This is a genomic window from Microbacterium sp. OR16 (genome assembly GCF_047306725.1).
Taxonomy (GTDB): Bacteria; Actinomycetota; Actinomycetes; order Actinomycetales; family Microbacteriaceae; genus Microbacterium.
In genome coordinates, this window is sequence record NZ_JAZEXK010000001.1 from 2,071,001 (window position 1) to 2,092,233 (window position 21,233).

At 68.8% G+C, this 21,233-nt stretch carries 21 protein-coding genes and 1 tRNA gene; 9 read left to right on the plus strand and 13 right to left on the minus strand.

Annotated elements, in window-relative coordinates; translation table 11 throughout:
• Positions 1 to 28: 28 nt before the first annotated feature.
• Genes V2S05_RS10095 through V2S05_RS10120 form a run of 6 tightly spaced genes read right to left on the minus strand, consistent with a single transcriptional unit; the run spans position 29 to position 7,154 of the window.
• On the minus strand, positions 29 to 1,807 hold the full coding sequence (locus V2S05_RS10095; RefSeq protein WP_413635025.1) for a serine/threonine-protein kinase: 1,779 nt from the start codon (positions 1,805 to 1,807) through the stop codon (positions 29 to 31).
• The gene (locus V2S05_RS10100; protein ID WP_271638988.1) at positions 1,804 to 3,258 is read right to left on the minus strand and encodes a peptidoglycan D,D-transpeptidase FtsI family protein; all 1,455 of its coding nucleotides are present in this window, start codon (positions 3,256 to 3,258) and stop codon (positions 1,804 to 1,806) included. The genes V2S05_RS10095 and V2S05_RS10100 overlap by 4 nt, the downstream gene beginning before the upstream one ends.
• Positions 3,258 to 4,640 carry an FtsW/RodA/SpoVE family cell cycle protein gene (locus tag V2S05_RS10105; RefSeq protein ID WP_413635026.1) on the minus strand — a complete coding sequence of 461 codons (1,383 nt, stop codon included), beginning with the start codon at positions 4,638 to 4,640 and terminating at the stop codon, positions 3,258 to 3,260. Before V2S05_RS10105 ends, V2S05_RS10100 begins: the two co-directional genes overlap by 1 nt.
• Positions 4,637 to 5,929 (minus strand): PP2C family protein-serine/threonine phosphatase, encoded by a 1,293-nt coding sequence (locus V2S05_RS10110; protein ID WP_271638986.1) that lies wholly within the window; start codon positions 5,927 to 5,929, stop codon positions 4,637 to 4,639. The genes V2S05_RS10105 and V2S05_RS10110 overlap by 4 nt, the downstream gene beginning before the upstream one ends.
• Positions 5,930 to 5,943: 14 nt before the next feature.
• A complete protein-coding gene (locus tag V2S05_RS10115; RefSeq protein ID WP_413635027.1) occupies positions 5,944 to 6,435 on the minus strand; it encodes an FHA domain-containing protein in 492 nt (163 codons plus the stop codon).
• A complete protein-coding gene (locus V2S05_RS10120; protein WP_413635029.1) occupies positions 6,432 to 7,154 on the minus strand; it encodes an FhaA domain-containing protein in 723 nt (240 codons plus the stop codon). Before V2S05_RS10120 ends, V2S05_RS10115 begins: the two co-directional genes overlap by 4 nt.
• 139 nt (positions 7,155 to 7,293) lie before the next feature.
• On the opposite strand from V2S05_RS10120, the gene V2S05_RS10125 reads away from it, so the two are divergent.
• Positions 7,294 to 7,380, plus strand: a tRNA-Leu gene (locus V2S05_RS10125).
• 72 nt (positions 7,381 to 7,452) lie between these two features.
• On the opposite strand, the gene V2S05_RS10130 is transcribed toward V2S05_RS10125, so the two are convergent.
• The 3 genes from V2S05_RS10130 to V2S05_RS10140 all read right to left on the minus strand — a co-directional run bounded on the left by V2S05_RS10130 (position 7,453) and on the right by V2S05_RS10140 (position 9,170).
• Positions 7,453 to 7,773 carry a hypothetical protein gene (locus V2S05_RS10130; protein WP_413635030.1) on the minus strand — a complete coding sequence of 107 codons (321 nt, stop codon included), beginning with the start codon at positions 7,771 to 7,773 and terminating at the stop codon, positions 7,453 to 7,455.
• 87 nt (positions 7,774 to 7,860) lie between these two features.
• Entirely contained in the window at positions 7,861 to 8,919 is a 1,059-nt protein-coding gene (locus tag V2S05_RS10135) for a YbdK family carboxylate-amine ligase (RefSeq protein WP_413635031.1), read from the minus strand.
• A gap of 86 nt (positions 8,920 to 9,005) precedes the next feature.
• Positions 9,006 to 9,170, minus strand: a complete 165-nt coding sequence (locus V2S05_RS10140; protein WP_413635032.1) for a CsbD family protein — start codon at positions 9,168 to 9,170, stop codon at positions 9,006 to 9,008.
• A 636-nt stretch (positions 9,171 to 9,806) separates the two neighbouring features.
• Here V2S05_RS10140 and V2S05_RS10145 point away from each other — a divergent pair.
• The gene (locus V2S05_RS10145; RefSeq protein ID WP_110555044.1) at positions 9,807 to 10,013 is read left to right on the plus strand and encodes a cold-shock protein; all 207 of its coding nucleotides are present in this window, start codon (positions 9,807 to 9,809) and stop codon (positions 10,011 to 10,013) included.
• Between the two features lie 199 nt (positions 10,014 to 10,212).
• On the opposite strand, the gene V2S05_RS10150 is transcribed toward V2S05_RS10145, so the two are convergent.
• From V2S05_RS10150 to V2S05_RS10160, 3 genes are read right to left on the minus strand one after another with little or no spacing between them, the layout of a single operon-like run.
• Complete coding sequence (locus tag V2S05_RS10150; protein ID WP_413635033.1) at positions 10,213 to 10,881, minus strand: HAD hydrolase-like protein; 669 nt, start codon at positions 10,879 to 10,881, stop codon at positions 10,213 to 10,215.
• 60 nt (positions 10,882 to 10,941) lie between these two features.
• Positions 10,942 to 11,637, minus strand: a complete 696-nt coding sequence (gene nucS / locus V2S05_RS10155; RefSeq protein WP_413635034.1) for an endonuclease NucS — start codon at positions 11,635 to 11,637, stop codon at positions 10,942 to 10,944.
• A gap of 9 nt (positions 11,638 to 11,646) precedes the next feature.
• Positions 11,647 to 12,870, minus strand: coding sequence for an MFS transporter (locus V2S05_RS10160; RefSeq protein WP_413635036.1), 1,224 nt, complete (start codon positions 12,868 to 12,870; stop codon positions 11,647 to 11,649).
• Positions 12,871 to 12,939: 69 nt separating this feature from the next.
• On the opposite strand from V2S05_RS10160, the gene V2S05_RS10165 reads away from it, so the two are divergent.
• Positions 12,940 to 14,013, plus strand: a complete 1,074-nt coding sequence (locus V2S05_RS10165) for a LacI family DNA-binding transcriptional regulator (RefSeq protein ID WP_413635038.1) — start codon at positions 12,940 to 12,942, stop codon at positions 14,011 to 14,013.
• A gap of 32 nt (positions 14,014 to 14,045) precedes the next feature.
• On the opposite strand, the gene V2S05_RS10170 is transcribed toward V2S05_RS10165, so the two are convergent.
• Positions 14,046 to 14,861 (minus strand): aldo/keto reductase, encoded by an 816-nt coding sequence (locus tag V2S05_RS10170; protein ID WP_413635040.1) that lies wholly within the window; start codon positions 14,859 to 14,861, stop codon positions 14,046 to 14,048.
• 107 nt (positions 14,862 to 14,968) lie between these two features.
• Here V2S05_RS10170 and V2S05_RS10175 point away from each other — a divergent pair, with 107 nt between their 5' ends.
• Genes V2S05_RS10175 through mnhG form a run of 6 tightly spaced genes read left to right on the plus strand, consistent with a single transcriptional unit; the run spans position 14,969 to position 21,233 of the window.
• Positions 14,969 to 17,887 carry a Na+/H+ antiporter subunit A gene (locus V2S05_RS10175; RefSeq protein ID WP_413635041.1) on the plus strand — a complete coding sequence of 973 codons (2,919 nt, stop codon included), beginning with the start codon at positions 14,969 to 14,971 and terminating at the stop codon, positions 17,885 to 17,887.
• A complete protein-coding gene (locus V2S05_RS10180; RefSeq protein WP_413635043.1) occupies positions 17,887 to 18,453 on the plus strand; it encodes a Na(+)/H(+) antiporter subunit C in 567 nt (188 codons plus the stop codon). The genes V2S05_RS10175 and V2S05_RS10180 overlap by 1 nt, the downstream gene beginning before the upstream one ends.
• Entirely contained in the window at positions 18,450 to 20,003 is a 1,554-nt protein-coding gene (locus V2S05_RS10185; protein ID WP_413635044.1) for a Na+/H+ antiporter subunit D, read from the plus strand. Before V2S05_RS10180 ends, V2S05_RS10185 begins: the two co-directional genes overlap by 4 nt.
• Entirely contained in the window at positions 20,003 to 20,569 is a 567-nt protein-coding gene (locus V2S05_RS10190; protein WP_413635045.1) for a Na+/H+ antiporter subunit E, read from the plus strand. Before V2S05_RS10185 ends, V2S05_RS10190 begins: the two co-directional genes overlap by 1 nt.
• The gene (locus V2S05_RS10195; RefSeq protein ID WP_271638963.1) at positions 20,566 to 20,838 is read left to right on the plus strand and encodes a monovalent cation/H+ antiporter complex subunit F; all 273 of its coding nucleotides are present in this window, start codon (positions 20,566 to 20,568) and stop codon (positions 20,836 to 20,838) included. Before V2S05_RS10190 ends, V2S05_RS10195 begins: the two co-directional genes overlap by 4 nt.
• A complete protein-coding gene (gene mnhG, locus V2S05_RS10200) occupies positions 20,835 to 21,233 on the plus strand; it encodes a monovalent cation/H(+) antiporter subunit G (RefSeq protein WP_413635048.1) in 399 nt (132 codons plus the stop codon). The genes V2S05_RS10195 and mnhG overlap by 4 nt, the downstream gene beginning before the upstream one ends.

The following is a 21,233-nucleotide window of genomic DNA, read 5'->3' on the forward strand; positions in this document are numbered from 1 at the left end:
TCAGACCTCTCCGACGATCCCCCCCAGATTACTGCGTGGGAGCTGAGCCCTCGGCGTCGCCACCCCCGCCGGCGGGCGGGGTCGGCGTCGCGGCCGCCTGGATCTGCTTCTCCATCTGCGGGGAGCGCGGGGAGGGCATGTCGTTTCCGCAGTAAGCCACGTAGCTGGCCGTCACCGTCGCGCCCGGGATGCCCGTGATCGTGATGGGGGCGCTGAGCTGCCCACGAGCGAACGTACGATCCGCGTTGCCGTCGTCGAAGGTCGCGTTGGTGAGCTTGACCTCGTACGCCGACAGCGCCGGCACACCGGACGGGCACTCGAAGTTCGTCCAGTTCAGCGTGACCGTCGCGCCAGCGGTGGGCGTGCCGCTGAGGCTCGGCGCAGACGACGGGGCCGGGATGCTCACCGCGGCCTTGTACGTCGTGAGGGTGATCAGAGTGCCCTCTTCGACGTTGCCCGACTCGCTGACGCTCTGCACCCAGCCCTCGCGGTCGGGGGAGGGGGCGGCGGTGTTGCCCGCGACGCACTCGCCCTGCAGGCCGGCGTCGACCAGCACCTGCTTCGCCTCGTCGCAGGGGCGGTCGACGAGAGCGAGGTCGCCGACATTGACGAGAGCCTTCTCGGGTGCGCTCGGGGTGGCCGAACTCGGCTTGGGCTTCGGCTTGGCGGGTGCGGATGACGACGAAGCCGGCTGGGCCTCGTCCTGGTTGCTCAGCATGGCGACCAGCGTGCCGCCGAGCACGAGCACGAGCAGCGCGATCAGGGCGATCAGCGGCCACGTCCATGGGCTGCGCTTGCGCTTCTTCTGCTCCTCCGGCTCGGTGGTCGTCGTCGAGGCGACGGCGGCACCGGAGGGCAGCTGCGCAGTGGTCGGCAGGATGCGCGTGGCCTCCTCGCCGCCCATCCCGGTCAGGATGCGCGTGGCGTCATCGGCATCCGCCACACCGGCTCCGGCGATGGCCGGCACGGCGATCGCCGCCGAGTTCAGGTCGCCGCGACGCAGCGCCTGGGCTGCGCGCGAGACGGTCGCCGCCGACGACGGGCGGTCGGACGGCTTCTTGGCGATCATCGCCATGACGAGGTTGCGCACCGGCACGGGCACCGAATCCGGCAGCGGCGGCGGCTGCTCGTTGATCTGCGCCATGGCGATGGCCACCTGCGACTCACCGGTGAACGGCCGCTTGCCCGCAAGGCACTCGTACGCGACGATGCCGAGCGAGTACACGTCGGTCGCGGGCGACGCCGCGTGCCCCGAGGCCTGCTCGGGCGAGAGGTACTGCACGGTGCCCATGACCTGACCGGTGGCTGTCAGCGGCACCTGGTCGGCGATGCGTGCGATGCCGAAGTCGGTGATCTTCACGCGCCCGTCGGGTGTGATCAGCAGGTTGCCGGGCTTTATGTCGCGGTGCACGAGACCGGCCGCGTGCGCCGCCTGCAGCGCCGAGGCTGTCTGCGCCACGATGTCGAGGGTCTTGTCGGCACTCAGCGCACCGTCGCGCTCGAGGATGGTCGACAGCGCCTCGCCGGGCACGAGCTCCATGACGAGGAAGGCCGAGCCGTTCTCCTCGCCGTAGTCGAACACGCTGGCGATGCCCTCGTGGTTGACGAGAGCGGCGTGACGGGCTTCGGCGCGGAAGCGCTCGAGGAAGCCCGGATCGCCCATGTACTCGTCCTTGAGGATCTTGATGGCGACGGTGCGACCGATCACGTGATCGGTCGCCTCCCACACCTCGCCCATGCCGCCGATCGCAATCCGCGACAACAGCTCGTAGCGTCCTCCGAACGACACACCCTGCGTCGGCCTCATCTGCCCAGCACCGCCTCTATGACCTTTTTGGCAATCGGAGCGGCGATCGCATTGCCGCTGCCCGATGTGCCTCTTCCACCGCCGTCTTCGACGACGACTGCCACCGCGACCTGCGGATCCTCCGCAGGCGCGAATCCTGTGAACCACAGCGTGTACGGCTTGCCGCCGTTCTCCGCCGTGCCCGTCTTCCCGGCGACATCGACGCCGTCTATTCTTGCACCCGTCGCGGCGCCCGACTCGACGCCCTCGACCAGCACCGCGGTCAACGCGTCGGCCGTCTCGGGGTCGAGAGCCTGCGCGAACGCCTCGTCGTCGAACTGCCTGTGCACGGCGAAGTCGTCGCCGATCACGGCATCCACCATCCGCGGCTTCATCACCGTGCCGTCATTGGCCACTCCGGCGGCGACCATCGCGATCGTCAGCGGAGTCGCGGTGACCTTGCCCTGACCGAAGCCGGTGAGGCCGGTCGCGTCGTCGCTGAGCCCCGACGGATAGCTCGACGGCGTGACGGCCAGCGGGATCTCGAGGTCGGTGTTGAAACCGAACTTCTCGGCCATCTCGCGGATGCGCTTGTCGCCGAGCTCGACGGCGAGCTCGGCCATCGGGATGTTGCAGCTGAGCTTCAGCGCCTGCGCCAGGGTGGTGGTCTCGCCGTCGCCGCAGGCGCCGCCCCAGGCGTTCGAGACGGTGGTGGTGGTGCCGGGCAGCGTGTAGCGGGCGGGATTGGGGAAGGTCGAGTCGAGGGTCCACTCACCGGATGCCAGTGCCGCGGCCGCCACGACGACCTTGAACGTCGAGCCGGGCGGGTTCAGGTTGCCGCCGATGGCGCGGTTGTACAGCGGCTTGCTGGGATCGGCCGCCAGGCGGTCGTACTCGGCCTCCACGGCATCCGGGTCGTGCGCGGCGAGGGCGTTCGTGTCGAACCCGGGGGTCGAGACCATCGCGAGCACGCGGCCGGTCGCCGGCTCGATGGCCACGACGGCGCCCTGCAGGCCCTGCATCGCGTCGTACGCCGCCTTCTGCGCACGCGGGTCCATCGTCAGCTCGACGCTGAGACCCTGCTGCGGCTGGCCGGAGAGGATGCGCTCGATCTCGCCGAAGAACGCGTTGGAGCCGGTTCCCGACAGGTCGGAGTTGAGGGCGCGCTCGATGCCCGTCCGCGAGTCGAGCACGGGATTGTAGTAGCCGGTGATCGGCGCCCACAGCGCCGGATCGCTGTACACCCGCTGGTACTGGTAGCGGTCGTCGGCCGCCACCGAGGTGGCGATGGCGGTGCCGTCGACGATGATCGATCCGCGCTGGATCTGGTAGCTGTCCAGTCGCGTGCGCGTGTTCGCGGGATTCTGCGCCAGGCGGTCGGCGTCGACCACCTGGATCCAGCTCGTCGCGGCGAACAGCGACAGGAACATCGCGAGGATCACGAAGCTCAGACGTCTCAATTCTCTGGTCATCAGCCGATCACCACCCTGGGCTGGCGGCGCACGGCGTCGCTGATGCGCAGCAGCAGGGCGACGATGAGCCAGTTGGCCACCAGCGACGATCCGCCGGCGGCCAGGAACGGGGTGGTCAGACCGGTCAGCGGGATCACGCGGGTGACGCCGCCGACCATGATGAACACCTGCAGTGCGATCGTGAACGACAGGCCGGCGGCGAGCAGCTTGCCGAAGTCGTCCTGCCCTGCCATCCCGATGCGCAGACCCCGGCTGACGAACACCATGTACAGGCAGAGGATCGCGAACAGCCCGACGATGCCGAGCTCTTCACCGAGGCTGGGGATGATGTAGTCGCTGTGCGCCAGCGGCGTGATCTGCGGGCGTCCCTGACCCCATCCGGTGCCGATCAGGCCGCCGTGGGCGAGGCCGAAGATGCCCTCGACGAGCTGGAAGCTGCCGCCGTCTTGAGAGATCACATCGGGGTTGAACGCGTCGAGCCAGTTCCTGAACCGGCCCTGCACATACGAGAGCAGGCGGGTCGCGAGGAACACGCCGACTCCGACGCCCGCCAGTCCGATGAGCACCCAGCTGGTCTTGCCCGTGGCGACGTAGAGCATGGCGATGAACATGCCGAAGATGAGCACTCCGGTGCCGAGGTCGCGCTGCGTGACGATGATCAGCAGCGAGAGCAGCCACACGACGAGCACCGGACCGAGCTCGCGCATGCGCGGCCAGGTGATGCCCAGGGCCCGCTTGCCCACCGAGCTGAGGCTCTCGCGGGTGCGGACGAGGTACCCGGCGAAGAAGATCGCCAGGCAGATCTTCGCCAGCTCGCCGGGCTGGAACGAGAAGATGCCGCCGATCGACACCCACACGTCGGCGTTCACGCCGCGGGCGCGCAGGCCGGGGATGAAGGGCAGGATCAGCAGCACGATCCCGGCGAGGCCGGAGATGTAGGTGAACCGGTAGAGCACACGGTAATTGCGCAGGGCGATGACGATCGCGATAGCGCCTGCCAGCGAGATCGCCGTCCAGGCGAGCTGCTTGGTCGAGAACATCTCCCAGCCGGTGTACTTCTTGGCGATGTCGATGCGATAGATCATCGCGATGCCGAGTCCGGAGAGCACCGTCGCGATGGGCAGGACGAACGGGTCGGCATCGGATGCCACCACGCGCAGCACCACGTGCAGCGCGAACACGAGCACGGCCAGCCCCCCGCCGATCGCGAGGATCATCGGATCGATCGTGCCGAGGGCCCCGAGCTGCACGAGGGTGAGCGATGCGCCCGAGATGAGCACCGCGAACAGCAGCAGCCAGAATTCCCGGTTGCGCTGCTTCTGCGGCATCCGGATCTTCTTGAGGGCCTTCAGCACGCTGGTGTCGGCCGAGACGGCGGTCATGGCGTCGGCACCTCCGTGGTCGGGGTGGGGGTGGGCGAGGGCTGCGGCGGCTCAGCGGGCAGCACCATCTTCGCGAGGCGATCGGTGATCGCCTCGGCGTCGGCGAGCGAGCGGGCATTGATGGTCCGCTCGACCGACGAGCGCTGGTACGACTGCAGGTCGGCGAGCAGGATGCCCGTGTCCTTCACCTCTGTCGACAGCGAGAACGGACCGATGCTCTGCTGCACGCCGCGGTAGATGACGACGCTGTCGTCGTCGGCTCCGACGAAGTACCGCGTCTGCGTCCAGTTGTAGGCGAGGAATCCGGCGCCGACGAGGGCGAGAACGGCGAGGAACAGCGCGAACAGCCACGCCAAGCGGCGCCGGCGCGCACGACGCCGATCCTCCTCGATGATCTCCTCGAAGAAGTCATCGGAGTCGGGCTCGAAGTGGCTGGGCTCGTTCGCGGCCTGCAGCACAGGGTGCAGCCAGCCGGTGAGCGAGGGCCGCGGTGCCGGCACCGGCAGCTCGGACGGGTTCGACGCGGCGCCGACGATGGTCGGGGTGCCCGACGAGAGCGGATGCGCACCGCCCACGTCGACGAGAACGATCGTGACATTGTCGGGAGCGCCGCCGTCGAGTGCCTGCTTGAGCAGGTTGTCGGCCGTGCGCCCCGGGGCGAGGCCGAGTCGCATCGCCTTCGTGATGTGCTCGTCGTCGACGACGCCGGACAGCCCGTCGGAGCACAGCAGCCAGCGGTCGCCGGGCCTGGTCGGCATGACGAACATGTCGAGGTCGGGGGCGATGTCCATGTCGCTGAGCACGCGCATGAGCACCGAGCGGCGCGGGTGGTAGCGGGCCTCTTCGACCGTGATGCGGCCCGAGTCGACCAGACGCTGCACGAAGGTGTGGTCGGTGGTGATCTGTGTGAGGGCGTCGTCACGGTACAGATAGATGCGCGAGTCGCCGATGTGCCCGATGACCGCATGGTCGTCGACCATCACGACCGCGCACAGCGTGGTGCCGAGGCCGGCGAGCTCAGGTCGCTCCTTCGAGGCCTGCACGAGGTCGGCGGCCGCGGTGGTGGCGGCCGCCTGCAGCTCGGCCTGCGCGTCGTCGGTGCTGGCGTAGGCGTGGTCGAGCGGCTCCATGCGCGCGATGGCCAGCGTCGAGGCGACGTCTCCGCCGGCGTGGCCGCCCATGCCGTCCGCGACGACGAACAGGTTGGCGCCGGAGTATCCGGAATCCTGGTTGTTGGAGCGGACCTTCCCGGTGTGGGAGATCGCTGCGCTGGAGCCCTCGAAGACCATCTCGGTGCGGGGCCTTACGATCGCAGCTCGAAGGTCGTGGCGCCCACCTTGATGGGTGTGCCGATCGACACCTGCAGGGGCTTGTCGCCGAGGCGTCGCCCGTCGAGGTAGGTGCCGTTGGTGGAGTCGAGATCTTGGATCGTCCAGATGTCGCCGCGCCTCGACAGCCGCGCGTGGTGGCTCGAGGTGTAGTCGTCGCGGATCACCAGGCCCGACTCACTGGAGCGGCCGATCGACAGTGAATCCGCCGAGCCCAGCGGCACCTCGAGTCCGGTTTTCGGGCCCGAGGTGATGACCAGGTGGGTGGGCACGCGCCCGTTCGAGGGCTCCTTCACCGGTTTGGGGGCGGGGGAGGGGGCGGGAATGGCGGCCGCCTCACCTGCGGGCATCTTGCGCACCCGGACGCCGAACAAGTCTGCGCGCAGCGAGTAGACGACGCCGAACACGAAGAACCACAGCAGCACCAGGAAGCCGATGCGCAACAGGAGGAGCACGAGTTCGCTCATCGAGATGTTCCCCTCTGCGTCCCTGAGCCTGGGTGGGTCCCTGAGCCTGTCGAAGGGCTCACCGGAACGACCTGGAAGGTCAGCTCGGTGCGGCCGATCGTGAACGACGTACCGGGGGTGAGGGCGGTCTCGCGGATCTTCTGCCCGTCGACCTTGGTGCCGTTCGTCGAGCCCAGGTCGCGCAGCATCCCGCGCTCGCCGTCCCAGAGGATCTCGGCGTGCCGGCGACTGGACCCGGCATCCGAGATGGTGATGTCGGCATCGCCGCCACGACCGATCACCGTGCGGGCGCTGGTGAGCGGATGCCGGCGGCCGTCGATCTCGACGACGCCCTGCCACTCGACCGTGCTCTCGACCGACGAGGAGTTCACCCGCACGATGCCGGTGGCGACGCTCTCGTCGGCCTCCATCGAGATGTGCAGCGGGCCGGCGAAGCTGTACCCCTGCGTCTTGGCGTGCTTCGTCATCAGCGCGAAGAGCTCTTCGTGCAGCGCGCGGCCGAGCCCGCGCATGCGCTGGTGGTCGTCGGGGCTCAGCCGCACGAGGTAGTCGCTGGGCGTGATGATGCGGTCGCGGCTGACCACAGCCGCGTTCGTGTCCGCCTCGCGCCGCAGCGCCGAGGCGATCTCGACGGGCTGGATGCCGCTGCGGAAGGTCTTGGCGAACGCGCTGTTCACAGCGCGTTCCAGACCCTTCTCAAAGCTGTCAAGTAATCCCACGAGGTTCCTCTGGCATGCCGACCGGTAGGGCCATCGTAGTCAGGCGGGCTGGATAACCGCCTCTCGGGGTCGTGCCGGTTCGAAGCACACCCGTCATCGTGATAGCCTTTCGAGGTTGAGTTCTACGGAACGAGACGATGCGCGAGTGGCGGAATAGGTAGACGCGCTGGCTTCAGGTGCCAGTGCTCGCAAGGGCGTGGGGGTTCAAGTCCCCCCTCGCGCACCACTAGAAATACGGCGAAGGCCCCGGATCATCCGGGGCCTTCGCCGTTTCCGTCCGCAGCGGATGAGAGAGGCTTCACGACCGATTGGATGAGCTGGTGGAGAGGTACTCGTCGAGCACGAGTTCGCCGGAGGCGTTCAGCGACGTCATGATCGTGGTGATCCGCTCCGGCGCGACGGGCGGCAGGACGGCGGTGTCGAAGCCGAACTGCAGCGGAATGGCCGGATGCACCCAGATGGTGGTCCGCGCGTCCTGCGCCTCGTCACCGCGCAGCCAGGTCAGCAGGAAGCTCTCGTTGCGGCGCAGCTTGGTGCCGATGACGATCTTCAGATGCACGAGCGTCTCATCGTCGATCGTGATCGGCGGCTCGGTGCTGTCGTACTTCAGTCTTCCCATACTGGATGATAAGCCGCCGACGCATCGAGGCGTGACGATTCGAGTCCGCGGCGGATGCCGTCCGCTGCTCGCCGCCGGTGTCGCCGCTCACCACCGGCCGTACAGTTCCGCCAGTGCCATCACGCCACCCGTCCGATAGGCGCGAAGCTGCCGCTGCGACCCGGTCCCCTCCGCCCGCAGGCGGCCCAGTTGGTCGTCGACGAAGGCCTCGTCGCCGATGGCGGCGAGTGCAGGGCGAATGCCGTCGAGCATCCGCCGGGTCGCGGTCCACGCGTCTTCGATCTCGCCCTCGGGCGTGAACAGCCTGGCATCCATTCCGTGGCGCGCGGCCAGCCACAGCGCCGCATCCAGCTCAGCGGCCGGCGGCGCGGCATCCGGCAGGTCGTCGGCCACAGCGATCGCGCGGGTCAGCGACGCCTGCAGCAGCGCATCGTCGACGCGCAGCTGAGCGTCGGCGACCCTGGCCTCGACCGTGTCGAACCGCTCCGACAGACGTACGGCCCACGACGTCGATCCGCGCGAGGGGAGCAGCCCGACCGCGACCATCCGTTCGACCGTGCGGTGATACTCGTCGGCGTCGTGGAAGGCAGGTGGTGCCCACGACACCGGCAGGCGCCGGATGAGAACGCTGCGCCAGCTCGCCAGCCCGGATGCCACTCCGTACGTGAAGGGCGAGTTGGCACTGAGCGCGAGCAGCACCGGGAGCCAGGCCCGCAAGCGACGCAGGGCGCGCACCCGCTCTTCATCACCGAGCACTTCGACGTGCACGTGCAGGCCGTTCACGGCGTGCTGCCTGGTGAGCTGACCCAGCAGCGTCGATACGTCGTCGTAGTGCTTCGACGCCGAGATCAGCGGCGCGTTCCACTGCGCGAGCGGAGCGCCGGTGGCGGCGACCAGCGCATTGTCGGGTGCCAGCTCGGCGAGCACCCGTCGCATGCCGCCGAGCTGCGACCCGGCCTCTTCCCGTGTGCGCACCGGATCGGTGGCGCACTCGAACTGGCACGTGAGGTATTCGGAGGTGATGGTGCCCCCGCCCGGTGCCGGCCCCTTCACCCGCTCGACGATGCCGCTGCCCGAAAGGGGGATGAGCGCCGACTCGTCGAGCAGCAGGAACTCCTCTTCGACGCCGAAACGTGCGGCATCCATCGGCTCCTCCTCGTCTTCCGGTGATACGACGAGCGCCGCCGACCCGGGGGTCGACGGCGCGTCGTTCGGCGCAACGGCCGCGAAGACTACTTGTCGAACGCGTCCTTGACGTCGTCGCCGATCTTCTTGGCGTCGGCCTTGACCTGGTCGGTCTTGCCCTCGGCCTGAAGGCGCTCGTTGTCGGTGGCATCGCCGATGCCCTCCTTGGCCTTGCCCACGAGCTTCTCGGTGTTGTGCTTGGCGTCGTCCATGGCTCCCATGGTGTCTCCCTCCATTCGGGGCGGGATCACCGCCCGGTCTGACGTGGAGATGCCAGCGTGTCATCCGGGTGCGGGATCGAGCCAAGGGATTGACAGTCGCGGCGGCTCACGTTAGCGACGTCATCCGACGGCGTTCCTTCGACATGAAGCGGCTCGGAGAGGTCGTCGGCCTCGCTGTGCTGACGTTTCCTCTCCGAGCCTGCAATCCCCATTCGGTCCCCCAGGTCGTATCCTGGAGGTGCATGCGGTGGGATCTGATCGCTTGTTCCCCGAGTCCCCTTCGGTGACGGCTACTCCCCAGTTTCCGACGATCTCCGCATACCTCGGCCCCTTGCCTGCATCTCCCCAGAAGCTGAGGCGAGAGGGCCGCTCTCATCATGACACTTATTCTCCGATTTGTCCCCCATTTGGGGGACAAATTTCTCGGCGACCATGTATGCTGAACCCTGACGCACCCTCCGGTCGTCTCAGGCCCTCACCGCTCCCCCCGCGGTGGGGGCCGCACACGTTTCATGCAACATTTGTGTCACCTTCTGCTTCGGCCTGTTGACGGAAGGGTCCGCTGGGATAGCGTTAGCGCAGTCGGAGCATCCTGCGTCGACATGGCAATCAGCAGAACGGCAGTAAATGAGCACCCAGGGCACGGTCAAGTGGTTCAACTCGGAGAAGGGCTTCGGCTTCATCTCCCCCGATGACGGAGGCGCCGACGTGTTCGCGCACTACTCCGCGATCCAGTCCAACGGCTACCGCTCGCTCGACGAGAACCAGCGCGTCGAGTTCGATGTGGCACAGGGCCCCAAGGGCCTTCAGGCCGAGAACATCCGCCCTCTCTGAGGCGGGTTTCGAACTCCCCGGTGCCGGTCGGCGCCGGGGAGTTCTGCGTCTGGGGGGGGTTACGGTTCGGGGGCCGACACGCCAGATGTCGGCCCGATCCCGCGAAGACGTCCGACATCTGGAGTGTCGGCCCTCGGGATGTAACGGACAGCCAGCCAGCCAGCCAGCCAGCCAGCCAGCCGGTCAGCGGGCCGGCGGGTCAGCCGAGCAGCAGGGCGTGCAGCTCGTCGGCGCCGGCGACCCGCGCCTTCGCGCCGACCGCCTCGTCCGGATGCCCGAAGCCCCACTCCGAGAAGATGACGGGGATGCCGTGCTCCGCGCCCCCGTCGACATCGTGGTGACGGTCTCCGATCAGCACAGGGCGTGACACGTCGACACCGGCCGCGCGCAGGCGGTCGAGCGCCTGGCCGACGACGAAGGACTTGCCGTCGTGGTTGCCGATGCTTCCGACCCTCGCCCCGGAGACCGCGGTGAACAGGGGCGTCAGCTCGTAGTGGTCGAGGATGGCCCGCACCTGGTTCTCGGGCTTGGTGCTCGCGGTCGCCTGCGGGATGCCCGCGTGATGCACCGCGCGCAGCACGTCGGCGACGCCGGGGTAGAGCTCGACCGACGCGGCATAGCCGTCTGCCGCAGCGAGGGCACGGTATCTCTGCACCGCCTCCTCGGCCTGCACGGCGTCCATGCCGGCGCGCAGCTGGAACGATTCGAGCATCGGCGGCCCTATCCACAGCGACAGCGCATCGGCATCCGGCTCGGCCAGACCGTACGACGCGAACACCTGCCGCAGACGCGGAAGGATGCCGGCGGATGCGTCGGCGATGGTGCCGTCGACATCCCAGAGGACGCAGGTGTATGACGAAGCGGGCATGCATCCAGCCTACGGGCGGCAGCGAGGGCCGGGAGACGGCATCCGGCTGATCGGCGAGCGTCAGAACAGGCGGGGGATGCCTGACTCGATGCCCTTCATGCCCTCGTAGTCGAGCACGACGCAGCGGATGCCGCGGTCTTCGGCGAGTACCCGTGCCTGCGGCTTGATCTCTTGGGCGGCGAACACTCCGGTGACGGGCGCGAGGTGCGGATCGCGCCCGAGCAGCTCGAGGTAGCGGGTGAGCTGCTCGACTCCGTCGATGTCTCCTCGACGCTTGACCTCGACCGCGATGGCGGCGCCCCGGGCATCCCGCACCATCAGGTCGACAGGACCGATCGCCGTCGGGTACTCGCGGCGCACCAGCGTCGCGCCCTCGCTGATGAGGTCGACCTGCTCGGCCAGCAGCCGCTGCAGGTCTGCCTCGACGCCGTCCTTCTGCAGGCCGGGGTCGATGCCGAGATCGTGCTGCGAGTCGTGGATGATCTCGTAGATCTGCACGCGCAGCGCGTCTCCGGTCTTGCGGTGCGTGACGCGCCACACCTCGACGACGCCGGCACTGGCCTCCTCCTCACCGGGGATCTCGGGTGAGAGCGAGCACGGCGGGCTCATCCAGTTCAGCGGCTTGTAGCTGCCGCCGTCGGAGTGCACGAGCAGGCTGCCGTCGCCCTTGTGCACCAGGAGGCGGGTGGCGAGGGGCAGATGGGCGTTGAGCCGACCGGTGTAGTCGACCGAGCAGCGGGCGATGACGAGACGCACCCGAAGAGCCTACTTCGTCAGGGCGGGCTCGCCGGCGTGCAGCGGCTTGGCGGCCGACGAGAAGAGCCCCGACATGACCACCAGCGCCACGAGGATGAACAGCGTGTTCAGCAGCCCGATGTGCTCGCTGATCAGGCCGAGCACGGGGGGTCCGCCGAGGAACGCGACGTAGCCGATCGTGGCCGCGGCGCTGACGCGAGCCGCAGCCTTCGCGGGGTCATCGGCCGCGGCCGACATGCCGAGCGGGAATCCCAGCGAAGCGCCGATTCCCCACAGCGCGGCTCCCAGCAGCACGAGGGGCAGGCTCGGAGCGAGGATGAAGAGCAGGATGCCGGATGCCGCGGTCGCGGCGAGCACGCGCAGCACGGTCACGCGACCGAATCGGTCGACCAGCGGCCCGCCGAAGAGGCGGACGACGGTCATGCCCACTGAGAACACGGTGAGGCCGAGCGCGCCCATGCCGACCTCCTGGTCGTGGCCCTCGACCACGCCGAGGGCGATCCAGTCGTTGGCCCCACCCTCGGCGAACGACATGCCGAGCATGACGATGCCGAGCGCGTAGGTGCGCGGCTCGCGCCAGGCTTCGAGTGCGGTGTGCAGACGCTGACCCATCGAGGGCTTCTCGTCGGGGGCGGGGTCGAGGGCGGCTTCGCGGACGGGCACCTGGAAGAAGCAGGCGACGGCGGCGACCAGGATGACCGTGCCGATGATGCCGGCGTGGGTGGCGACGTTCATCGACAGCAGCGCCGCTCCCGCGCCCGCCCCGGCGCCGATGACCGTGCCGAAGCTGAAGAAGGCGTGGAACACCGGCAGGATCGTCCTGCCCATCTGCTGCTCGATGGCGGTGGCCTCGACGTTCATCATCACGTCCACGGAGCCGTTGCCGAATCCGAACAGGACCAGTCCGGCGATCACGACGGGCACCGACCCGAGCAGGTCCGTCCCGACGCCGATGAGGATGACGCCCGAGCCGAACATGACCATGCCGATCAGCATCCCCAGTCGAGCGCCGGTGCGGGCCATCAGGACCGGCCCGGTCGAGATGCCGATGATGGATGCGATGCCCATGCCCAGCAGCAGAAGGCCGACCTGCGCCTTGTCGATCTGCAGCGCGGCCGCGATGCTCGGCACGCGTGATGCCCAGGTCGCGATCGATAGACCGCTGGCGAGGAAGATCGCGAAGATCGCTACGCGCCAGCGGACGAACTGCGAGCGGGTGAGGGCGGTATCCATCCGCCCATCGTATCGAATCGATTCGATACCCGAGGACCCCGGGTGGGGACTGCGAGATATCCTCGGAGGATGAGCACCGGCACGCGACGCGCGACCATCGCCGACGTCGCCCGCGAGGCGGGAGTGTCGACCTCGACGGCGTCGGTGGTGTTCAGCGGCAAGGTGAACGTCGCCGCCGCCACCCGCGAGAAGGTGCTCTCGGCGGCCACGGCTCTCGGGTACACCGGACCCGATCCCCGCGCGGCCTCGCTGCGCACCGGTCGCAGCGGCATCGTCGGTGTGGTGCTTGCGGGGGAGCTGCGCCACGCCTTCCTCGATCCCGTCACCACCGCGATGATGGACGGGCTCACCGACGCGCTGGCGTCGATCAGCACGGGCATCCTGCTGCTGCGCGACGACCCCCGAGAAGACGAGCCGCCGGCCATCACCGAGGCTCCCGTCGACGCCGTCGTGCTGATCGGATGCTCGGCGCGGGCGCGGGAGGTGCTCGAGGTCGTGCGGCGGCGCGGGTTGCCCGTCGTCGTGATCGAGGGCGACGCGGGAATCGACGTGCCGCAGGTCACCCTCGACAACCGTGAGGCGAGCGCCACGATCGCCCGGCACGTATTCCAGCTGGGGCATAGACGCGCGGCGACGATCACGCTGCCGCTTGACTCGGCGCGTGAGCGCGCTGTGCTGACCCCCGAGCGCGAGGCGGCGGCCACCGTCTCGGTCACACTCGACCGGCTGGCCGGGTTCCGTGAGGCTTTCCCCGAGGCGGTCGCCATCACGGCGGCAGGCAGCCTGGTCGACGAGGGCCACCTCGTCGCCCGCATGCTGCTCGCCAACGACGACGGAGAACTGCGCCACGATCGGCCGACGGCGATCATCGCGCAGAGCGATCTGCTCGCCGTCGGTGCCATCCGCGCCGCCGAGGAGCTCGGCCTGCATGTTCCGGACGACCTCACCGTCGTCGGCTTCGACGGCATCGCCGCCGACGGGATCGGCTCACTCGAGCTGACGACGATGGCGCAGCCCGCGCTCGAGAAGGGGCGTGCCGCGGGCGAGCAGGTGGCCCGGATGCTGGACGGCGAGGGCGGGGATTCGGTGCACTTCGCGTGCGAGTTCCGCGCGGGGGAGACGGCCGGGCCGCCTGCGGTCTGAGGCGAGCGCGCCGGGCGTTCGACGACGCGCCCTCAGAGCATCTCGAGGGGCACGGGCTGTCGGGGCGCGGGGAAGAGGCGGTCGATCTCGGCGACCACGTCGTCGGGCAGCGAGGTGCCGAGCACGGCGGCGTTCTGCCGGGCGTGTGCCACGGAGGCCGCCTTGGGGATCGCAAGCACGTCGCCGTCGCGCACCACCCAGGCGAGCACGAGCTGCGCGGGGGTGAGGCCGACGTCGGATGCGAGACCGGCGAGGCGCGGGTCCTCGAGAAGCCGGGCCTGCTCGAGTGGCGAGTACGCCATGATCGGCATGCTCTGCGCTCGGAGCAGCGGGAACAGGTCGACCTCTGGTCCGCGGCGGATCGGGTTGTAGAGCACCTGATCGGTCGCGCAGCCGGCCGGCAGCTCGGCCATGTCATCCGGATCGAGGTTGCTCACTCCCCACGCGCCGATGTCGCCGGCGTCACGGAGCGCTTGGAAGACGGCCACCGTCTCCTCGAGGGGAATCGGCCCGCGCCAGTGCAGCAGGTACAGGTCGAGCCGGTCGGTGCCGAGCCTGCGCAGGCTGCTGTGCACCGCACGGCGCACACCGCTCTTCGACGCGTTGTGCGGCAGCACCTTGCTGACGAGGAACACATCGTCTCTGCGCCCGCGGATGGCCTCGCCGACGAGTTCCTCCGAGCGACCGTCGCCGTACATCTCGGCGGTGTCGACCACCGTCGCTCCGGCGTCGAGGCCGGCCCGGATCGCAGCGATCTCGTCGTCCCGACGGGCAGGATCATCGCCCAGGAACCAGGTTCCGATGCCGATCTCGGGCACTGCGGGGCCGTTCGGAAAGCTGACGCTCATGTGCTCAGATTACGATCCGCGGCGCCGCGTGGCGCAAGAGGCCCCGTAGAATAGAGGAACATCGCCCGCCTGTGCCGGAAGGCCTCGACGAGCTTGAGGAGCCGCTTATGCTGTTGCTCCTCGCCGTGTTCCTGGCCGGGTCCGTCATCCTCCCCGTCCTGGTGCGCTGGCTGGGAGCACAGGCGTTCGTGCTCGGGGCGCTCATCCCCGCAGCGGCCTTCGCGCACGCTCTCGTGCAGACGCCGCACGTGCTTGACGGCCGGGACGCCCCGTTCGAGCTCTACCGATGGATACCGCGGCTCGGGCTGAACCTTTCGATGCACATGGACGTGCTCGGCTGGGTGCTCACGCTCATCGTCACCGGGGTGGGCGCGCTGGTGCTGCTGTACTGCCGCTGGTACTTCCACGACGACGGGCGCGAGGTCGGCCAGTTCGCCGGCGTCCTGCTCGGCTTCGCGGGCGCCATGTACGGGCTGGTCCTCACCGATGATCTGGTCATGCTCGTGATGTTCTGGGAGCTCACGAGCATCCTGTCGTACCTGCTCATCGGCCACTACCGGCGCCGCGCGGCCAGTCGACGAGCCGCCCTCCAGGCCCTGCTGGTGACCACGCTCGGCGGACTCGTGATGTTCGTCGGCGTGATCCTGCTCGTCGTCGACGCCGGCACGGCGAGCATCCGGGAGCTGCTCGCCCTCGCCCCGGACGGGCCGCTCGTCGATGCGGCGATCGTCATGCTGCTCGTCGGCGCGATCTCGAAGTCGGCGCTGTTCCCGTTCCACTTCTGGCTGCCCGGCGCGATGGCCGCGCCCACGCCGGTCAGTGCGTACCTGCACGCAGCGGCGATGGTGAAAGCCGGAATCTACCTCATCGCGCGGTTCGCGCCGATCTTCGCGCTCGCGGCCCCGTGGCGACCGATCGTCATCACGCTGGGCGTGTTCACGCTGCTGCTCGGCGGCATCCAGGCGCTGCGCGAGACAGACCTCAAGCGCATCCTGGCGTTCGGCACCGTCAGCCAGCTCGGGTTCTTCGCCGTCGTCGTCGGCTACGGCACGCCGGCCGCGGCACTGGCGGGCCTGGCCCTGGTGATCGGGCACGCGCTGTTCAAGTCGGCGCTGTTCCTCATCGTCGGTGTGATCGACCGCCAGCTCTCCACGCGCGACATCGACGAGCTGTCGGGCGTCGGCCGGCAGGCGCCGGTGATGGCGACCGCCGCATTCATCTCGGTGGCCTCGATGATGGGCGTCGCGCCGACGATCGGGTACGTCGCCAAGGAGTCCACCCTCACCGCCCTGCTCGAAGACGCCCTGCACGGCTCGGTGTGGGGATGGGTGGCGCTCGTCGGCTCGACGATCGGCGCGATCCTCACGGCCGCCTACGGCTGCCGATTCCTCTGGGGTGCGTTCTGGCGCAAGAGGGATGCCGATGGCGCACACATGCCCGAGACGGCATGGCCCGATCCGCCGGTGGGCTTCCTCTCGGCGCCGATCGTGCTCGCCGGCATCAGCCTCGCCGCCGGCATCGGAGCTCCGGCCGTCGATGTCGCCCTGCAGGGTTACGCGAAGACGCTCGGGTCGGCGGAGCCGGGGCACCTGGCGCTCTGGCACGGGCTCGAGCCCGCCCTGCTGCTGTCGCTGGGCGCGATCGTCGTGGGCATCGGACTCTTCGTGCTCAGCATCCGCACCCGCTGGGATCGCCGGCCCCGCCTGCTGCGCTTCACCGCCGCCGACGCGTACTACCTCGTCATGCGCGGCGTCGATCGACTCTCGGTGCTGACCACCAGCGTCACGCAGCGCGGTTCGCTGCCGTTGTACGTCGGCACCATCTTCGTCGTGCTGCTCGCAGCCGAAGCCACTGCGCTCGTCGCCGCGATGCCGGATCGACTCGCCCTCTCGGCTTGGCACACACCCGTGCAGATAGTCGTCGCCCCGGTGATGGCCATCGCCGGCATCATCGCCGTGCGCGCCCGCAAGCGATACACGGGAGTGGTGCTCGTCTCGGTCACCGGGCTCGGCATGGTCGTGCTGTTCGCGACCAGCGGCGCCCCCGATCTCGCGCTCACGCAGATCCTCGTCGAGACCGTCACCATGGTCACCTTCGCCCTGGTGCTGCGCCGACTGCCCTCGCGCATGGGCGAGCACAACGCGTCGGTCGGGCGGATCCCGCGTGCCGTGCTGGCCGTCGGTGTGGGAGTGGTGATGGCCTTCCTCGCCATCGTCGCGACCCAGGCGCGCATGTTCGATCCGATCTCGGTCGATTTCCCACAGCTCGCCTACGAGCTCGGACACGGCAAGAACGTGGTCAACGTCGCCCTCGTCGACCTCCGCGGGTGGGACACGATGGGCGAGCTGAGCGTGCTCGTGCTGGCCGCGACGGGTGTGGCATCCCTCGTCTTCGTCACCCACCGCGCAGACCTGCTCTCGGCGACACGCGACCTGCCCGAGACGACTCGGCGGTCGACGGCGCGTCGGCCGATGGTCGAGACCGACGAGGGCCTGCGATTCCAGACCGCCGAGAACCGCGGCGCGCCGCGGGCGTGGCTGGTCAGCGGTCAGCAGATGAAGGCGGAGAACCGCTCGATCCTGCTCGAGGTGATCGTGCGGGTGCTGTTCCACACGATCATCCTCGTGTCGATCTATCTGCTGTTCGCCGGTCACAACCTGCCCGGCGGCGGCTTCGCGGGCGGCCTTGTGGCGGGCATGGCGCTCGTGATGCGCTACATCGCCGGAGGCCGATGGGAGCTGGGCGCGGCTGCGCCGACCGACGCCGGGCGCCTGCTCGGCGGAGGACTCATCCTCGCCGTCGGCGCCGCTCTGCTGCCGCTGTTCTTCGGCATGGCGCCACTGCAGAGCGCCGTGTGGGAGGCCGAGGTGCCGGTGCTCGGTCACATCGAGTTCGTCAGCTCGACGGTCTTCGACATCGGCGTCTACCTCGTCGTCATCGGGCTCGTGCTCGACGTGCTGCGCAGCCTCGGCGCCGAGGTCGACCGGCAGACGCTCGAGACGCGCAGTCGGGGGGCGGTCATCTGATGGACGTCTCCCTGGCCCTCATCGTGATCATGGCCGTGCTGTTCGCCGCCGGCGTCTACGCGATGATGGAGCGCAGCCTCACCCGGGTGCTCATCGGCTTCCTGCTGCTGGGCAACGCCACCAACCTGCTGCTGCTGATCGTGATGGGCGTGCCCGGATCGGCGCCGTTCTACGGCGAGGAGGGCGAGGTCAGCGACCCCCTCCCGCAGGCGCTGACCCTGACGGCCATCGTCATCACGTTCGCGGTCTCGGCGTTCCTGCTGGCCCTGATATACCGCTCGTGGCAGCTCGGGCAGGCCGACACGGTGGAGGACGACCTGGGCGACATCGCGGTGCGCGAGCGGACGGATGCCGAGGAGGATCTCTTCGACGACGAGTCCACCAGCGACGACGACGAGGCGACCACCGACTTCGTCGGGGTCACCACGGCTCCGATCACCGTTCTGAACATGCGCGATCATCCGGCGATCGTCGACGACGCGCCGGTGGATGTGCCCGACGCTCCGGCTGCCGGCCCTTCGACAGGCTCGGGGACCCAGGACGATGAGAGGGAGGATCGGCCGTGAGCGCACTCGTTCCCCTCATCGTGATGCTGCCGCTGCTCGGCGCGGCCGTCACGCTCGTCTTCGGCCGCAGCCCCCGGCTGCAGGTCGTCGTCACCACCGCGACCCTCGTGGCGGTCTCGATCATCGCCGCGGTGCTGCTGCTCGCCGTGGATGCGTCGGATCAGCCGTTCGCGGTCTCGGTGGGCGGCTGGCCCGTGCCGTTCGGCATCATCCTCTACGTCGACCGCCTGGCTGCGCTGCTCGTGCTCATCTCGAGCATCGTGCTGCTCGCGGTGCTGCTCTTCTCCATCGGTCAGGGCGCCGCCGACGGCGCCGAGGAGACGCCGATCTCGATCTTCAACCCGACCTACCTCATCCTCGCGGCCGGCATCTTCGATGCGTTCATCGCGGGTGATCTGTTCAACCTCTACGTCGGATTCGAGATCCTGCTCGTCGCGTCGTACGTGCTGATCACCCTGGGAAGCACCGAATCGCGCATCCGCACGGGAGCGGTGTACATCGTCGTCTCGCTCGTGTCGTCGATCCTGTTCCTCGCCGCAATCGCGCTGATCTACGGCGCCGTCGGCACCGTGAACATGGCGCAGGTCGCGGAGCGCGTGGCCCAGCTTCCGCAGGAGACGCAGCTCGTGCTGCACCTCATCCTGCTGGTCGCGTTCGGCATCAAGGCCGCGATCTTCCCGGTGTCGTTCTGGCTGCCCGACTCGTATCCCACCGCGCCCGCGCCGGTCACCGCGGTGTTCGCGGGCCTGCTGACCAAGGTCGGCGTGTACGCGCTGATCCGCACCGAGACCCAGATCTTCGCGAGCAACGACATCAACGACCTCCTGCTGATCGTCGCACTGGCGACGATGGTGATCGGGGTGCTCGGTGCTGTAGCCCAGGCCGAGCTGAAGAGGATCCTGTCGTTCACCCTCGTCAGTCACGTCGGGTACATGATCTTCGGTCTGGCCATCGCGACCGAGGCCGCCATCGGCGCCACGGTGTACTACATCGTGCACCACATCGTCGTGCAGACCACGCTGTTCCTCGCCGTCGGGCTGATCGAGCGAAAGGCCGGCAGCACGTCCATCCTGCGTGTGAGCGGTCTGATGAAGGCGGCGCCGGTGCTGGCCGTGCTGTACTTCGTGCCCGCCATCAACCTCGGCGGTCTGCCGCCGTTCTCGGGCTTCATCGGCAAGGTCGCGCTGTTCGAAGCCGCCGCCGACGTGGGCACACCGCTGATGATCGTGCTCATCTTCGGCGGCATCCTCACCTCGCTGCTCACCCTCTACGCCCTGATGCGCGCGTGGAACCTCGCTTTCTGGCGGGAAGACGACGGCGCCTCCGAGAACGACGGCCGCATCGAGTACCTCGGCAACGCACCGGCCGCCGACGAACAGGGTGAGACCAGAGAGATCCCGCCGATCATGACGTATGCCACCGCGGGCATGGTCGCGGTGACGCTCGCGCTGACCGTCTTCGCCGGGCCGCTCTATGCGATCTGCGACCGCATCGGGGCCGGGCTGCTGCAGCCGGTCACGCTCGAGCTGATCGATGAGGGGGCGAGCTGATGAATGCCGACGCCCGTCGCCGCATCATGCGCGACATCCTGCTCCAGCTGCCGTTCATGATCTGGCTCGTGCTGCTGTGGATGCTGCTCTGGCACCAGTTCACACCGTTGGCGATCGTCACCGGCATCCTGGTCGCGATCTTCGTGACCCGCGTCTTCCGCCTGCCGACGGTCGAGTTGGTCGGTCGAGTGAACGTCTGGCACTCGCTGGTGTTCATCGTGCTCTTCCTCGGCGCGGTGGTGATGGGCGCGATCAGCGTGACAATCCAGGTCTTCGACCTCCGACGCCAGCCGGGGGCCGCGATCATCGCGATTCCGCTGCGCTATGCCGATGACATCCTCACCACGCACGTCGCCGTGACAGCCTCGCTCATCCCCGGATCGCTGGTCGTCGAGAGCGACCGCGACCGGCGCATCCTGTACCTGCACGTCATCGGCGTGCGCACCCGCGCCGACGTCGACCGATTCCGCGAGGGGGTGCTCGCCTGGGAGCGCCGCATCGTCCGCGCGGTCGGAACTCCGGAGCAGTACCGGGCGCTCCGATCGGACGAGAAGGGAGAGGCATGACGAACCCGCTGCTCATCGCCATCCTCGTCGTCTTCGGCATCGCGGCGATCCTCGCCGTGATCCGCATCGTGCGGGGCCCGTCGATCCTCGACCGCACGGTCGCATCGGACGTGCTGCTCACCGAGGTGATGTGCGTGCTCGGGGCCGACATGGCCATCAACGGGCACACCCGCAACATCCCCGTCATGCTCATCATCGCGGCCGTCGGCGTCTTCGCGTCGATCTCGGTGGCCCGCTACGTCGCGCGAAGGGACAACACGACACCATGACCGTGACATCGTTCCTCGAAATCGCCCTGCCGGCACCGGTCGCCGAGACCATCGCGCTGATCCTCGTGCTGCTGGGCGCCATCCTCTGCCTGTCGGCCGCGGTGGGTCTACTGCACTTCCGCGATGTGCCCAGCCGCCTGCATGCCGGTACGAAACCGCAGGTGCTCGGCCTCGTGCTGATCTGCCTGGCCATCGCGGTGGCGCAGCGCACGATCGGCGGCATGCTGCTGGGGCTGGTGATCGTGATCCCGGTGATCCTGCTGCAGTTCGCGACCGCGCCGCTCTCGGCCCACATGGTGGGCCGTCAGGCGTACCGCAACGGCACGATCCAGGCACACAGCCTCGTCGTCGACGAGTACGCCGAGTCGAAGGAGACCCCGCCGGCCGCCGGCTGA